This is a genomic window from Nocardiopsis listeri NBRC 13360 (assembly GCF_001570765.1).
GTDB classification, from domain to species: Bacteria; Actinomycetota; Actinomycetes; order Streptosporangiales; family Streptosporangiaceae; genus Nocardiopsis; species Nocardiopsis listeri.
On record NZ_BCSH01000066.1, the window covers coordinates 16,880 to 29,826 of the forward strand.

Annotated in this window: 14 protein-coding genes and 3 tRNA genes; 3 read left to right on the plus strand and 14 right to left on the minus strand. The window is 68.1% G+C overall.

Features of this window, described 5'->3' with window-relative positions; genetic code table 11:
* Positions 1 to 115 precede the first annotated feature (115 nt).
* From NLI01S_RS19565 to NLI01S_RS19595, 7 genes are all read right to left on the minus strand, one after another.
* A complete protein-coding gene (locus tag NLI01S_RS19565; protein ID WP_067606725.1) occupies positions 116 to 658 on the minus strand; it encodes a hypothetical protein in 543 nt (180 codons plus the stop codon).
* Between the two features lie 79 nt (positions 659 to 737).
* Positions 738 to 1,574: a phosphoribosylaminoimidazolesuccinocarboxamide synthase gene (locus NLI01S_RS19570; protein WP_067606726.1), complete on the minus strand. Its 837-nt coding sequence runs from the start codon at positions 1,572 to 1,574 to the stop codon at positions 738 to 740.
* A 7-nt stretch (positions 1,575 to 1,581) separates the two neighbouring features.
* A complete protein-coding gene (locus NLI01S_RS19575; protein ID WP_067606766.1) occupies positions 1,582 to 2,322 on the minus strand; it encodes a GntR family transcriptional regulator in 741 nt (246 codons plus the stop codon).
* Between the two features lie 147 nt (positions 2,323 to 2,469).
* Positions 2,470 to 2,543, minus strand: a tRNA-Phe gene (locus NLI01S_RS19580).
* A gap of 23 nt (positions 2,544 to 2,566) precedes the next feature.
* Positions 2,567 to 2,641, minus strand: a tRNA-Asp gene (locus NLI01S_RS19585).
* Positions 2,642 to 2,731: 90 nt separating this feature from the next.
* Positions 2,732 to 2,804, minus strand: a tRNA-Glu gene (locus NLI01S_RS19590).
* A gap of 94 nt (positions 2,805 to 2,898) precedes the next feature.
* Positions 2,899 to 4,434 carry a metallophosphoesterase family protein gene (locus NLI01S_RS19595; RefSeq protein ID WP_157091080.1) on the minus strand — a complete coding sequence of 512 codons (1,536 nt, stop codon included), beginning with the start codon at positions 4,432 to 4,434 and terminating at the stop codon, positions 2,899 to 2,901.
* 93 nt (positions 4,435 to 4,527) lie between these two features.
* Here NLI01S_RS19595 and NLI01S_RS19600 point away from each other — a divergent pair, with 93 nt between their 5' ends.
* Together NLI01S_RS19600 and NLI01S_RS19605 are read left to right on the plus strand one after the other, a co-directional pair.
* On the plus strand, positions 4,528 to 4,878 hold the full coding sequence (locus NLI01S_RS19600; RefSeq protein WP_067606727.1) for a metallopeptidase family protein: 351 nt from the start codon (positions 4,528 to 4,530) through the stop codon (positions 4,876 to 4,878).
* 322 nt (positions 4,879 to 5,200) lie between these two features.
* A complete protein-coding gene (locus NLI01S_RS19605; protein ID WP_067606728.1) occupies positions 5,201 to 6,541 on the plus strand; it encodes an MFS transporter in 1,341 nt (446 codons plus the stop codon).
* 37 nt (positions 6,542 to 6,578) lie between these two features.
* Here NLI01S_RS19605 and NLI01S_RS26620 read toward each other — a convergent pair whose 3' ends face one another.
* The 7 genes from NLI01S_RS26620 to NLI01S_RS19635 all read right to left on the minus strand — a co-directional run bounded on the left by NLI01S_RS26620 (position 6,579) and on the right by NLI01S_RS19635 (position 11,548).
* Positions 6,579 to 6,701, minus strand: coding sequence for a hypothetical protein (locus NLI01S_RS26620; protein WP_263363335.1), 123 nt, complete (start codon positions 6,699 to 6,701; stop codon positions 6,579 to 6,581).
* Positions 6,701 to 6,961, minus strand: a complete 261-nt coding sequence (locus tag NLI01S_RS19610; protein ID WP_067606729.1) for a PspC domain-containing protein — start codon at positions 6,959 to 6,961, stop codon at positions 6,701 to 6,703. Before NLI01S_RS19610 ends, NLI01S_RS26620 begins: the two co-directional genes overlap by 1 nt.
* Positions 6,962 to 7,146: 185 nt before the next feature.
* A complete protein-coding gene (locus NLI01S_RS19615) occupies positions 7,147 to 7,752 on the minus strand; it encodes a TetR/AcrR family transcriptional regulator (RefSeq protein WP_067606731.1) in 606 nt (201 codons plus the stop codon).
* Between the two features lie 244 nt (positions 7,753 to 7,996).
* Positions 7,997 to 8,638 carry a response regulator gene (locus tag NLI01S_RS19620; protein WP_067606733.1) on the minus strand — a complete coding sequence of 214 codons (642 nt, stop codon included), beginning with the start codon at positions 8,636 to 8,638 and terminating at the stop codon, positions 7,997 to 7,999.
* Positions 8,635 to 9,900, minus strand: coding sequence for a sensor histidine kinase (locus NLI01S_RS19625; protein ID WP_067606735.1), 1,266 nt, complete (start codon positions 9,898 to 9,900; stop codon positions 8,635 to 8,637). Before NLI01S_RS19625 ends, NLI01S_RS19620 begins: the two co-directional genes overlap by 4 nt.
* Before the next feature lie 2 nt (positions 9,901 to 9,902).
* The gene (locus NLI01S_RS19630) at positions 9,903 to 10,604 is read right to left on the minus strand and encodes an ABC transporter permease (RefSeq protein WP_067606737.1); all 702 of its coding nucleotides are present in this window, start codon (positions 10,602 to 10,604) and stop codon (positions 9,903 to 9,905) included.
* Positions 10,601 to 11,548 carry an ABC transporter ATP-binding protein gene (locus NLI01S_RS19635; RefSeq protein ID WP_067606738.1) on the minus strand — a complete coding sequence of 316 codons (948 nt, stop codon included), beginning with the start codon at positions 11,546 to 11,548 and terminating at the stop codon, positions 10,601 to 10,603. The genes NLI01S_RS19630 and NLI01S_RS19635 overlap by 4 nt, the downstream gene beginning before the upstream one ends.
* A 326-nt stretch (positions 11,549 to 11,874) precedes the next feature.
* On the opposite strand from NLI01S_RS19635, the gene NLI01S_RS19640 reads away from it, so the two are divergent.
* The gene (locus NLI01S_RS19640; protein ID WP_067606739.1) at positions 11,875 to 12,699 is read left to right on the plus strand and encodes a peptidoglycan recognition protein family protein; all 825 of its coding nucleotides are present in this window, start codon (positions 11,875 to 11,877) and stop codon (positions 12,697 to 12,699) included.
* The last annotated feature ends 248 nt before the right edge of the window (positions 12,700 to 12,947 follow it).

The following is a 12,947-nucleotide window of genomic DNA, read 5'->3' on the forward strand; positions in this document are numbered from 1 at the left end:
CTCGCGTCGATCGGCGCAAGCGCCGAATCAACCGAAAGCATCCACGGAAAACGCCCTAGTCGTACTGACCACAGAGGTTAGGTACGCATCAGCCAAGGTTCACCCCGACACGGCACTAGTCGTCCGGTTTTGCCAGGGTCGCGCCCGTTCCGACCATCAGACAGGCCAAAAAGGCCACGATCGCGCCAGGCCCCACGACGACGGAGCTCTCGGGGTCGGTCGGCCAGACCATCGGCAGCAGGAACGGTGTGGGGAACGCGCAGACCTGCACGGCGAGGTGGAAGCGTCGGTCGTCCGATATCAGTGCGTACAGGGTCAGCGCCAGGATCAGCACGACCGCGACGAAGACGGCGAGGATCGCCCTGGTGTCGGTGATGGCGGCCCCGAACATCTCCCATCCGGTCATCAGGCCCCTGGGTTCCAGCCGCAAGGGGAAGTCCTCAGAGCCCAGGGTCGGTGAAACGTCGAACCCGGACCCGTCCCTCCGTGGTCCGCGCAACCACGGCAGCGCGAACGACATGAACAACGCCACGGCACCGACCACCATGGCGGCCGTGCCCAGACGGAGTCTGCGTTCGTCCGCGTCGAGCCGCCACGTCAGTCGTTCCAACCGATCCAGCCGCTTCCGGAGTTCGTCGGGGCCTTCCCGTTTCGCCATGGGACCTCCCGGGGTCAAGGGTCTTCGATCAGGAGATCCCACTTCGACCCGTTCGGTTCTCGGACGTGGCCTTCCGAGATCACGCTTCCCAGCGCTCGCCGGTGATCCGCTCGTAGACCTCGATGTACCGGGCCCGGGTCGCCGCCACGACCTCATCGGGGATCTCGGGGCCGGGCGGTGTGCGGTCCCAGTCGGTCACCGTGCTCGACCAGTCCCGCACGAACTGCTTGTCGAACGCGTGCTGGGGCCTGCCCGGCCGCCAGTCGTCGGCGGGCCAGAACCGCGAGGAGTCGGAGGTCAACACCTCGTCGGCGAGCACGAGGGTGCCGTCCGCCGCACGGCCGAACTCCAGCTTGGTGTCGGCGATGATGACGCCGCGCTCGGCGGCGATCTCCGCACCGCGCTTGTACACGTCCAGGGTCACCGCACGCAGGCGGTCAGCGGTCTCCTGACCGATCTCCTCGACCACGTCCGCGAAGGTGATGAACTCGTCGTGCCCCTCGGTCGCCTTGGTGGTGGGGGTGAAGATCGGTTCGGGGAGTTCGGACGCCTCCACCAGGCCTTCAGGAAGCTTGATCCCCGAGACCGTGCCCTGCTTCTCGTACTCCTTCAGTCCCAGACCGGCGAGGTAGCCGCGGGCGATCCACTCCACCGGCAGCATGGTGAGCTTCTGGCAGCGCACCGCGCGGCCGGCCCATTCCTCGGGCACGTCGGTGGCGGAGACGACGTGGTTGGGCACCACGTCGGCGAGCTGCTCGAACCACCACAGCGACAGCCGGGTGAGGATCTTGCCCTTGTCGGGGACCGGGGTGGGCAGCACGACGTCGTAGACGCTCACGCGGTCCGAGGCCACCAGGATGAGGTCGTCACCGTCGGCGTAGACGTCGCGTACCTTGCCCGAGTGCAGCAGTTCCATGTCGCTCCTACCTGGAGATCTCGTAGTCGTAGGTGGTCCAGCGGCGGGCGACGGAGACGGACCGGCCGAACTCGATCACGTCGCCCTCGGCGTCGAGCACCCAGTTCTGTTTGCGCAGCACCGGGGAACCCAGCGGGATGTTCAAGGCCGCGGAGTCCTCTTGCGAGGCGATGTCGGCGCGAAGTTGGTCCTTGCCGGCGGCGGGGGCGAGTCCCGCGGTCTCCTCCACGTACTTGGGGGTTCCCTGGGGCAGCCGTTCCACCTCCAGCAGCAGTGGAGCCTTGGCCGCCAGCTCGCCCTTGAACCAGGACGTACTGACCGAAGAGGGCACGTCGTCTCGGAAGGCGACCCTCCGACGCCGGATGACGTCGGTCCCCACAGGAACGCCCAGGGCGTCCGCGATCGCCTCAGGGGCCGGCACCAACTCGGCCGCGTGGACCTCGGCCCGCTCGTGATCCGCGTAGATCCTGCCCTGGAGGCTGTGCACCACCCGGTCCCGGGCGCTGGCCGCCGCCTGGTCACGGGTGACGATGGTCCCCCGGCCGGGTTCGCCCCGAACCAGGCCTTCGGCCTTGAGCACCCCGACGACCTTGGTCGCGGTGGCGAGCGAGATCTTCCACTTGGCACTGATGGTGCGCACCGAGTCGATCTTCTCCCCGTCGGGAAGGGCACCGGACTCGATCTCGGCCCTGATGTGCTCGGCGACCTGTAGGTAGGGCGGATCGGTGCGTTGAACCTGAGGGGACACGGCCGGCTCCTTGATGGCGAACACGGCAAGCGTACTAGAACGCTTACGTTCGCGACCTAGGACGCCCGGGAAGCGAGCGATTCCTCGCTCGACGCCAAAAAGCCCGGAGCCAAAGGGCCTCCGGGCCTTGATGCTGGTCCTGATGTGTGGCTAGGGGCGGGGTCGAACCGCCGACCTTCCGCTTTTCAGGCGGACGCTCGTACCAACTGAGCTACCTAGCCGCGGCGCCGATCGGCGACGCTTGCGGTCCTGACGGGATTTGAACCCGCGGCCTCCACCTTGACAGGGTGGCGAGCACTCCTAACTGCTCCACAGGACCTTGTTCAGTTGTCACACCGAGCTGATCGGGCCCGGTGCTTCGCTGCGGTTCCCATTCTGCCAGATGCCCGGCAGTGGTCTGACCGCTTCGTACCCCCAACGGGATTCGAACCCGCGCTACCGCCTTGAAAGGGCGGCGTCCTGGGCCGCTAGACGATGGGGGCCCGTGTAGACGTCCCAAGCATAGGGGAGAATTCCACCAACGCCAAAGTGAATGTCCGGACCGATCGACACCCCCGCCGACCGGGGGCTTCCGGGTCAGGGCGTGGCCTCCTCCTCTTCGGTTTCCTCCTCCTCGCCGACGACCCGGTCGGGGTCCTCCTCGATGTGCCGCTCGACCTGCGCGGACGTGAGACCGACACCGCCGAGGTCGATGTCGTCGCGCGCCTGGAGGCGGCCGGTCTCGGCGTCGAAGTACAACACTGACGCCTGGTAGGGCGTGGGCCGGTCCGTGCCGTGATCGAGCCCGCTCAAGCCGGCGCCGCCCGTCGAACCCTGAACGAGGAACCTGGTGCCCTCCTGGGTGAGCTCGGTGGACCGCGTGTGCTCGTTACCCGCCAGTGCGAGGGGCACCACCCCGTCGAACGGCCGCGCTTGGGTCTGGGTGTGCAGGACCGCGACGTCGACGTCGGTGTCGCCGCCCTCGACCGAGGCCGCCTGTTTCTCCCCGAGCTCCCTCACGTCGGCCTCGTCGGGGTTGAGCCGGGTGGCGTCCGGAACGAACCTGGGGTCGCCGGCGCCGAAGAAGGTGAGCCCGCCGACCTCCTCGGTGTCCCCGTCCAGGACCACCGCGTTGGGCTGGGCCTCCACCGCCCGCTGGGTACCCACCGAGTCGTGCTGACCGCGCACCCACACGTAGGGCACGTCGAGCTTGCCGATCTCATCGGCGAAGACGTCCTCCGCCGCGCTGCCGCGTTCGGTGAGGTCGCCGGAGTCCACGATCACGTCCGCCCCGTACTGCTCCCGCAGGGTGCCGATGATGCTCCACGAAGCCGGGTTCAGCTGGATGTCGGACACGTGCAGTACCCGGATGACCGACTCGTCCTCCTCATAGGTCGGCAGAGACGAGGTGGCCTGGTAGATCATCGCCACGTTGCCGACGAGTCCGGCGAGCTGCTCCTGGTACTCGGTGAACCGTCCTACGACGTCGTCGACGCTGCCGACCACCGCCGGGGCCTCCCCGATGAGGCCGGTGAAGCGCGGTTGGACGATGGCGCTGGGGTTGAACGTCAAAGCCGCCACACCACCGATCCCCGCCAGGACGACGACGGAGGTCGCGGCGCTCGCCAGGGCTCGCCAGGCGTTACGGAACAGCAGCAGCCCCATCAAGGCCGCGCCGAGGGTCGCCGCGAGGAGCGAGCGCAACACCAGGGCGGTCACGCCGCTGGTGAGGTCGGCTCCGATGCCCGCGGCCATCCGGTCGATGGCCTCCGGGTCGGTGAACATCTCCTGGGCCGCGGAGCTGCGGATCTCGGTGATGGCCGCTTCGATCCGCAACGGGGCGGTGTGGGTGTCGAAGGCCAACTGCCCGAGGGGAGCGACGTCGACCACCGTCTCCCCGTGCCACTGGGGGCTCAGCGAGAAAGTGACGTCCGCGGGACCGATGGGGGTGACCACCTGTCCGCCCAGAGCCAGACCGAGCCAGCCGCCGAGGAGACCCGCCACCACGACACAGCCCCAGCGCCACAGACGCCCGGTGCGCCATCGCGCGAGGGCGGCGCGTGAACGTCCGAGGCTCGCACGGGAGCGGTCGAGGGCACCACGGAAGTCGAATGCGCGGATCTGTGACAACACACCCCCATCATGCCGTCGTCGCGGACCGTTCCCAATGCTTCATCCCGACCAGAGTGTTATGTCTCTTCCTCACGACCGCCCGAAGGCACCACAATGACGGGTGTGGTCGAACTGACGCGCAGGGACTTCGAGGAACTGGTGGCCGACGCCCTGGACCAGATCCCGCCCGAGCTCTCCCGACTGATGGACAACGTGGTCATCACGGTCGAGGACGAGTCTCCGGAGGGACTGCTCGGGTTGTACGAGGGGATCCCGCTCACCGAGCGGGGCGATTCCTACTTCGGGGTGCTACCGGATCAGATCTTCATCTACCGACGCAACATCTGCGCGATCGTCGAGACACCGGACGAGGTGGTCCACGAGGTACTGGTGACCGTGGTCCACGAGATCGCGCACCACTTCGGCATCGACGACTCGCGTCTGACCGAGCTCGGTTGGGGATGAGCGGTCGGCGCGACGTCGGAACGCCGTTCCAGGGGGACCACGGACCGTCGACGGAAAGGCCCCCTGGAAAACTCCACTCGCCTTCGACCCGGCGTTCCAGCACACCCTTCCCCACTCCACTTCACAAGGAGCGACCTGGGAAGACAATCCGCGCGTAGACTCGCCGGCACATCGCCGAATCCCATTCGGGGGCATTACCCGGAGCAACGAATCAGATACGAATTTCCCCGAACGACTTGCCAGGTCGCCCACCATCCGGAACCGTTGGTCATTGGGACACGACACAGCGTGATTTCAACCCTGTAACAGTAGGGAGTGCCCCGTGGGCAATCCGAGCATCGACGATGCCCCCGACAACGAGGACCACGGGTCCTCGGCGGCTCAGGAGGCCCGGAAGAACGAGTGGCGGCGCAGTTACCGCGACGTCATGGCCATCGGTGAGTTCCGCTCCATGTGGCTCGCCCACGCCCTGTCCGTGGTCGGTACCAACCTGCTGAACATCGCGACCTCGCTGCTGGTCTACCACGTGACCGAGTCCGCGTTCGCCGCGGGGATCACCCTCGCCCTGAACTTCCTGCCACCGCTGATCGGCGGCCCGCTCCTGTCCGGACTCGCCGACATCCTGCCTCGTCGCCGGGTGATGATCGCCTGTGACGTCCTCAGGGCCGCGGTCATCGTCCTCATCGGCGTGCCGGGGATGCCGGTCTGGGCGGTCTGGGCACTGATGTTCCTCGTAGTGCTACCGGGGATCCCCTTCGCCGCCGCACGCGCCGCGCTGCTCACCCAGATCATCCAGGGCGAACGCTACGTCGCCAGTACCACGATCATCCAGCTGACCGCCCAGCTCGGCATGCTCCTCGGCCTCATCGCGGGCGGCGTGATCGTGTCGTTCATCGGTCCCAACATCACCGTGATGGGCACCGGCCTGTTGTTCGCGCTGTCCGCGCTCATCGTGCTGTTCGGCGTCCGGGCCCGTCCCCTGCCCGAACCGGAAGGGGGCGCCGATGACACGGAGGCGCCCAAGCGCCCCGGCCTGCTGTCGATGTTCCGGGACGGTGCGAAGCTGGTCTTCACCGACGCCAAGCTGCGCACGCTCGTCCTGCTCGCCTGGCTCGCCGGGCTGTACGGAATCCCCTACGGTCTGGCCACACCCATGGCCGACGAGGCGGGTGCCGGCGCGACGGCGACCGGGTTCATCATGGCCGGCGCGTCGATCGGCGCCCTGTTCGGTGGTCTGATCCTCACCCGTCTGGTGCCACCACCGACGCGGATGCGGCTGCTCGGCCCGCTCGCCGTACTGACGTCGGTGCCGCTCCTGCTGTGGTTCTTCGAGGCGCCACTGTGGCTGATGGTGGTCGCCCTGATCGCGTGCGGAGCGGCGGGTTCCTACCAGTTCGTTGCCAACGCCGCGTTCGTGCTGTGCGTGCCACAGGAGGGGCGTGCACAAGCGTTCGGGCTCGCCGCCTCCGGACTTCAGGTGGCCCAGGGGATCGGCATCCTGATCGCCAGCTACTTCGTGGAGTCCTTCGGTACCGGTCCGGTCATCGCCTGGGCGGGTGTGCTCGGTGTGCTGAGCGCCGCGTTCCTGGCGGCCCGGTGGTCCCGGATGGCCGGTCGGACGATCGCCCGCATGGAGGCGACGGAGTCGGAACGCTCTCCCTAGGAGGCGCGCCCGTCTCCGTCGTCTCCGGCCGTGTCGGTCACTGTTCCCCCGAACCGTGGTCCGAGGCGTGGTCACGGACCTCCTCGGTCTCGTGCTCCTCGCGCGGGCACCGGGGGTCCCTCCGGTGCCAGTCCGGGTGTGCCCTCAAGGTCCACATCATCAGTTCCGGCTCTCCTTTCCTTGGAAGTTACGGACGATCTGCTCCAGCAGTGAACGCTGCTCGCTCTGTGACGGCATGATCAGCCAGGCCACGATGTAGACGAACACACCGCTGAAGCCGAGCAGGGTGAAGACGGCGAAGAGGACGCGCACCAGCGTGGAGTCGATCCCCGTGTAGGTGGCGATACCGCCACAGACACCGGTCAGGAAACGGTCGGATTCGCTGCGTTGGAGTCGCTTGCTCCCGAAGTTCTCGCTCATGGTTCCAGCGTGCCCGTTCCTTGCGACAGTTCCCATCGGGGACAGCCCTGGGCGTCCCCTGACTTCCGCCCCGGGCCCTCAGGGGGAGGGCCCTCACCGAGGCAAAACCCCTATTAATGGGACGAAACGGGACACAAGCGCGTTCCATGACTTGAGCCACAACCTCCAAAAAGGGGAGACCGGGATCAATCCGTCGCCCCGAAGGCCTCGCCCAGGTTCACGAACGCCTTCCGGAACAGATCGCGCGCCGCCTCGATGTCCCCGGCGTCCCCGTAGGGGACCCGCTTCACGGTGTGCCGGATGACGGACATGGCCGCGCCGGCGATCACCTGGGAGCGGAAGTCGTCCTCGGGCGCCCCGGTCCGCTGGGCGACCGCGGTGGCCAGCCCCTGCTCGGCGCTGTGGAGGCGACCGAGGAAGACGGGCAGCAGTTGGGGCTCCCGGTCCAGGAGTTCCTTGCGCTGGGTCGCCTCGGCCCGGTGGGCGGCGAGGCCGCCGGGGCCGGCCAGGGAGTTGATGAGGAGGTGGACGAGGTCCTCGGAGAAGTCGCCCGTGGGACCACCCTCGATGAACTCCTCCCGATCCGCCTCGTCCGGGCTGATGGGGGCGTCACCGATGAGGGCGTCCTCTTTGGTGGCGAAGTAGTTGAAGAAGGTACGGGCGGAGACGTCGGCCTCGGCCGCGATCTCCTCGACCGTCACCTTCTCCAGTCCGCGCTCCAGGGTGAGCCTGACCGCGGCACCCTGGAGGGCACGCCTCGTGGCCTGCTTCTTTCGCTCCCGCAGCCCCATCGGCCCTCCTTGCACACTGCTGATTTTTTCAGGACGCGCAAATATTCTCAACGTGTATTTTTTCACTCGGTTCGACACACGTCGATGAACGTACACGACCCCGCCGCCGCCCCACCGGCACCAACGCCGACGAGTGGTTCGCCCTGAACTCCCTGGACGCCCGGAACCGGACGGTCCGCGTCACCGAGGACGCCACCGTCCACGGCCACGCCCACTCCGTCCCCTCTCCGGGGCCGAGACGAGATCAGCCGTCCGATACGTCGAGCAGGCCTCGGCGGAAGCCCGCGGCCACCGCGGCCGCGCGGTCGTTGACCCCGAGCTTGGCGTAGATGTGGAGCACGTGCGTCTTGACGGTGGCCTCGCTGATGAACAGGCGTGCCGCCGCCCCCCGGTTGGTGGACCCGTCGGCGATGAGCCGGAGGATCTCCAGTTCACGGTCGCTCAGGGACACCGAAGGTGAGCGCATCCGGCCCACGAGTCGGGTCGCCACCGATGGGGAGAGCACCGTCTCCCCGCGCGCGGCCGAACGGACGGCTCGGGTCAGTTCCTCGGGCAGCGCGTCCTTGAGGAGGTAGCCGGTGGCCCCGGCCTCGATGGCCGGGCCGACGTCGCTGTCGGTGGCATAGGTGGTCAGCACCAGCACACGGGACGGAACGCCCAGTCGGACCAGTTCCCGGATGGCATCGACACCGCTCGTGTCGGGCATGCGCAGGTCCATGAGGATCACGTCGGGCTCCAGCGACCGGGCCAGTTCGACCGCCCGCGCCCCGTCGGATGCCTCTCCGACCACGTCGAACCCCGGGTCCGCGGCGAACATGCCTCGGATGCCATCGCGGACGACGGGGTGGTCGTCGGTGATGAGGAGGCGGATGGGCCGGTCGGTCACCAGTGTTCTCCCTCTGAAGCGGCCGGGACGACCACGGAGATCGCCGTCCCGGCACCGGGTTCGGACTCGATCTCCAGGGTCCCGGACAGGCCGGACACGCGCTGCCGCATGGACGTCAGACCGAAGCCGCCGCGCGCTCGGTCGGACGCGCCGTCGAGGCGCGGTGCAGGGCACCGCTCGGGATCGAAGCCCACACCGTCGTCGCGCACGTCCAAGGCGACCACGTCCTCCATGTACGACAGGGTCACCCCCACGCGTTCGGCACGGGCGTGCTTGGTCACGTTGGCCAGGGCCTCCTGCACCACGCGGAGCAGGGCGGCCTCCACCTCGTCGCGCAGGGGCCGGGCCTCACCGGTGTCGGTGAAGTCCGCGCGCACCCCGTACAGACGCGACCAGCGGGCGGTGAGGTCGGACAGGGCCTCGGGCAACGCCGCCGATTCCAGGGGCGCCGGTCCGAGCGCGTCCACGGACCTGCGCGCCTCCGTCAGGTTCTCGCGGGCCAGCCGCAGGGCGTTGTCGACGCGGGACCGCCACTCCCCCGCCTCCGCCGCCCGTTCGGCGGACTGGAGCTGGGTGATGATCCCGACGAACCCCTGGGCGAGGGTGTCGTGGATCTCTCGGGCGATGCGTCGGCGTTCGTCGAGCACACCGGCTTCGCGCGCCTGGACCAAGAGTTGAGCGTGCAGTCCCTCGTTCTCCCGGATGGTCTCGCGCAGTCGCCGCACCATCTGCTCGCGTTCGGCGCTGCGCTGCTCGGTGACCTCGCCCAGGTGGCTGAACACCACGACCATCACGACGATGGTCACCACGAACGACAGGCGTAGGAGAAGCGGGCCGGGAGCGAGGGTCAAAGGCCCACCGATGTACGCGTCGACGGTCGCCAGAGCGGTGGCGAGCACCCCCAGGTACCGCCAGGCGCCCGTGAGGAGCCACCAGGAGTACACGTAACCGATGAAGCCGAAGAACCCCGCGAACCAGACACTGATCACACCGAGGACCGCGATCATCACGATCAGCGCGGCGATGAAGGCGATCGCCACACCCGTCCGGTCGACCCACACGTGGCGACGACCGCTCACCGTCCACAGCAGCAGGGCGGTGAGCGCGACCAGAGCGAGTGTCCGCGGGCTCGGCCACTGTACGTCGCCGGTGGTGAACGCCAACACCGTGGAGGCGGCCAACAGGGCGAACGGAGCGACGGCGATGAGCCGTCCCAACCGACGCTCCCGCAGGTCGAGATCGTGCTCCGAGGTGTTCTCCATGCTCACTCCCAGCGGAAGTACCTGGCCGCGAGGGCGCTGAGGACCACCGCGTACGCCGCCATGGTGATCAGGGGCAGCGGTTCGAGGATCCCATTCGACCAGGCGGAGTGGAAACTCTCCCGCATCGCGCCCAACGGGGTGAACCGGCCGGCGACCGCCAACGGTTCCGGCATGTACTCGGGGGGCTGCATGAGCCCGGCGAGGTAGGACATGGGGAAGAAGAGCAGCACGCCGAACCCGTTGGCCGACCGCCCGTTCGGGGCGAGCGCCGCGAGGAGCAGGCCGATGGCGAAGGTCGACGCCACCCCCAGGGCGAACGCCACGGCGAAGGCGGTGCCCGAGGGGACGACCGCACCCAGGAACCCCGTGCCGACCACCAGCAGGAGTACGACCGCCAGCACCGTGAGGACGAGCTGGAGCAGGATCTGCACGGTGAGCAGGTTCCCCGGGCGCACCGGGGTGACCGAGAGCCGGCGCAGGATCCCGTGTTCGCGGTAGGTGGCCAGGGTGGTGGGCAGCAGGTACACGCCCACCATGGCGATCGCCATGGTGACCGCCATCGGAAGCAGGACCGTGTCCCCCTCGGTGATGGAACCGCCGAACGCCAACAGGATGAACAGGGGGATGAGCAGGCTGAACACGGCGCCGGGTTCGCGGACCAGCAGCTTGGTCTCGACGGTGGTGAGCTTGGTGAGGCTCTTCATGATCCGTCCCCGTTCTCCGTGGCTCGAAAGGAGTGCCCGGTCAGGGCGATGAAGGCGTCGTCGAGGCTGCGACCGTCGATACGCAGGTCGGCGACGAGGAGGCGTTCGCGGGCCAGGGCAGCGGTGACCTCGGTGGCGAAGTCGCCGCGTCCCACCAGTTCGACCCGGTCGTCGGTGCGGGAGACCGAGCCCACCCCCGGTAGGTTCCCGAGCAGGGCCTCCGGCGCCGAGGCCGGGGAAGCTCCCCCGTCCATCAGCCGGAATCCCATCCGGTACTCGGGGTCGACCCGGTCGATCAGCCCCGCGAGGGTGTCGAGGGCGACGACACGGCCACGATCGAAGACCGCCACCCGGTCGCACAGTTCCTCCACCTCGTCCATGAAGTGGCTGACGAGTACGACCGTCACCCCCTCGGCGCGGACCCGTTCGACCAGCTCCCAGGTGGCCCGGCGAGCCTGCGGGTCGAGTCCGGTGGTGAGTTCGTCCAGGAACGCGACCTCGGGGTCCCCGACCAACGCCAAGGCGATGAACAAGCGCTGCTTCTGCCCGCCGGAGAGCCTGCCGAAGCGTGTGTCGCGCTGCTCGGCGAGTCCCCACCACTCCAGCAGCTCCCGCCAGTCCCTGGGGCGGGAGTAGAAGGAGGCGTACAGATCCAGCGCCTCCCACACCTTGATGGTCTCGGGGAGTCGGGTGTGCTGTAGTTGCACACCGATGCGTTCGCGCAGCTCCAGGCTCTGGTCGATGGGGTCGGATCCGAGCACCCGGATCGTTCCGGAGTCGGGGCGGCGCAGGCCTTCCACACACTCCACGGCGGTGGTCTTGCCCGCGCCGTTGGGGCCGAGGATCCCGAACACCTCTCCCTTCTCCACGGAGAAGGAGACCCGGTCCAGGACCACGTGATCGTCGTACTTCTTGCAGAGTTCGTCGACTTCGATGACTGCCATGCCCACAAGCCTGGTCGGCACGGGCTCTTCCCGGATCGCCCGTGTGGCCCCTGTTCGGCACCGATGCGACGGACCCGTGTCATCCACCGTTCGGTGGATGCCGACGTCCGGCCGGAGCCCCTCTCCGGGGGCCGCTGGGCTCGGACCCACAGCGGATCCTTCGAGCCTCGTTACAACACCCGACGAAATTCGGCCATGGGGGCGACCGGTGAATTCTTTGACCAGAACCGGTCACCGGAATTCACGGCTCGACCCTTTGCGCGTCAAGCTTCTCCATGTTCTTTTATGAACTGGTAAGTAATTAACGACGATCGCGAAGGACACCCATGACCAACATCCCCCGGTCCGGTCCGAACAGGCGTTCCCTCCTGCGCGGGGCCGCCCTCACCTCGGGCGTGGCCCTCCTCGGAGGCTCCCTCGGCACGCTGGGCGCCACCGCCGCCTCCGCGCAACCGAGCAACCCCATCCAGGCGGCCGCCCCGGAGCTCTACTGGCGCGGCGCCTGGAACGCCCGCGCACCTCGCTCGCCCATCCAGGTGCTGGCCAACGCGCCGACCTACATCGTGGTCCACCACACCGCCACGCCCAACAGCACCGACTACTCGCTCGACCACGGACTGAACCTGTCCAAGTCGATCCAGAACCACCACATGGACACCAACGGCTGGATCGACGCCGGCCAGCAGCTCACCATCAGCCGCGGTGGGTACGTGATGGAGGGCCGTGACCGCACCCCCGAGGCCATCGCGGCCGGTCAGCACGTCGTGGGCACCCACGTGGCCAACTACAACAGCTCGGCCATCGGCATCGAGAACGAGGGCACCTACACGAGCGCGAGCCCGACCCAGGCCCTGACCGACTCCCTGGTGGAGACCCTGGCCTGGCTGTGCGGCGCCTACGGTCTCAACCCGAGCGCGATCGTCGGCCACCGGGACTTCAACGCCACCGCCTGCCCCGGCGACGTGCTGTACGCGATGCTCCCCGACCTGCGCAACCGGGTCACCCAGACGATGAGCGCTCTCGACATCCCCATCGCCGCCGCACGCGCGGCCGGTGAGGACGGCCCCACCTACCCGGCGGTGCCCGACGACGAGCCGAGCCACGAGTTCTACCACGGTCCCCTCCGCGGCCCGGACGACATCTCCCACTAGACGACACCCCATGTCGGGGACGTAGAGGACATCACCCCGTTCGGTGTCGCTCTCGCCCATCCCACGGTGCCCACCATCCCCCGGTGGGCACCGTCTCCTTTCACATCCGCTCTTCACACCCTGTTCTAACGAAGGATCACAAGCCCCGCCCCACCTGCGATTCCGCCTCCCACGCACAGGAAACTCACAGGAAACCCTCCGTGAATTCACAGGGTGTTCGAGTTGTGTCTTCCCTGTCATCACCACGA

Excerpts from the sequence above, each read along its gene's own strand:
- NLI01S_RS19565 (WP_067606725.1), bottom strand. The coding sequence starts at position 658 with ATGGCGAAACGGGAAGGCCCCGACGAACTCCGGAAGCGGCTGGATCGG.
- NLI01S_RS19640 (WP_067606739.1), top strand. The coding sequence starts at position 11,875 with ATGACCAACATCCCCCGGTCCGGTCCGAACAGGCGTTCCCTCCTGCGC.
- NLI01S_RS19635 (WP_067606738.1), bottom strand. The coding sequence starts at position 11,548 with ATGGCAGTCATCGAAGTCGACGAACTCTGCAAGAAGTACGACGATCAC.
- NLI01S_RS19610 (WP_067606729.1), bottom strand. The coding sequence starts at position 6,961 with ATGAGCGAGAACTTCGGGAGCAAGCGACTCCAACGCAGCGAATCCGAC.
- NLI01S_RS19615 (WP_067606731.1), bottom strand. The coding sequence starts at position 7,752 with ATGGGGCTGCGGGAGCGAAAGAAGCAGGCCACGAGGCGTGCCCTCCAG.
- NLI01S_RS19630 (WP_067606737.1), bottom strand. The coding sequence starts at position 10,604 with ATGAAGAGCCTCACCAAGCTCACCACCGTCGAGACCAAGCTGCTGGTC.
- NLI01S_RS19600 (WP_067606727.1), top strand. The coding sequence starts at position 4,528 with ATGACGGGTGTGGTCGAACTGACGCGCAGGGACTTCGAGGAACTGGTG.
- NLI01S_RS19625 (WP_067606735.1), bottom strand. The coding sequence starts at position 9,900 with ATGGAGAACACCTCGGAGCACGATCTCGACCTGCGGGAGCGTCGGTTG.
- NLI01S_RS26620 (WP_263363335.1), bottom strand. The coding sequence starts at position 6,701 with ATGATGTGGACCTTGAGGGCACACCCGGACTGGCACCGGAGGGACCCC.
- NLI01S_RS19570 (WP_067606726.1), bottom strand. The coding sequence starts at position 1,574 with ATGGAACTGCTGCACTCGGGCAAGGTACGCGACGTCTACGCCGACGGT.